Annotated in this window: 1 protein-coding gene; it reads right to left on the bottom strand. The window is 58.3% G+C overall.

Features of this window, described 5'->3' with window-relative positions; genetic code table 11:
- On the bottom strand, positions 1–223 hold a 223-nt coding region (locus J5M56_RS26590; RefSeq protein WP_207938264.1), incomplete at both ends, for an amino acid permease.

Below are 223 nucleotides of genomic sequence, written 5' to 3'. Positions count from 1 at the left end.
AGGCGAACAGGCAAATCAGCGCAAACAGCACCAGCGGCACGACCTTGGCCACAGTGGTGACCAGGTTGATGAAGGCTGCTTCCTTGATGCCGCGCAGTACCAGAAAATGCACGGCCCACAGCAGCACGGAGGCGCAAGCGATGGCAACCGGCGTATTGCCCTGGCCAAATACTGGAAAGTAGAAGCCCAGGGTGCTGAACAGCAGCACGAAGTAGCCGACATT

The sequence above is a fragment of the Pseudomonas sp. 51_B genome (genome assembly GCF_017491595.1).
Lineage (GTDB): Bacteria > Pseudomonadota > Gammaproteobacteria > Pseudomonadales > Pseudomonadaceae > Aquipseudomonas > Aquipseudomonas promysalinigenes.
The sequence above is the reverse complement of the archived record's forward strand: the minus strand, read 5'-3'. Positions and strand labels throughout refer to the sequence as shown.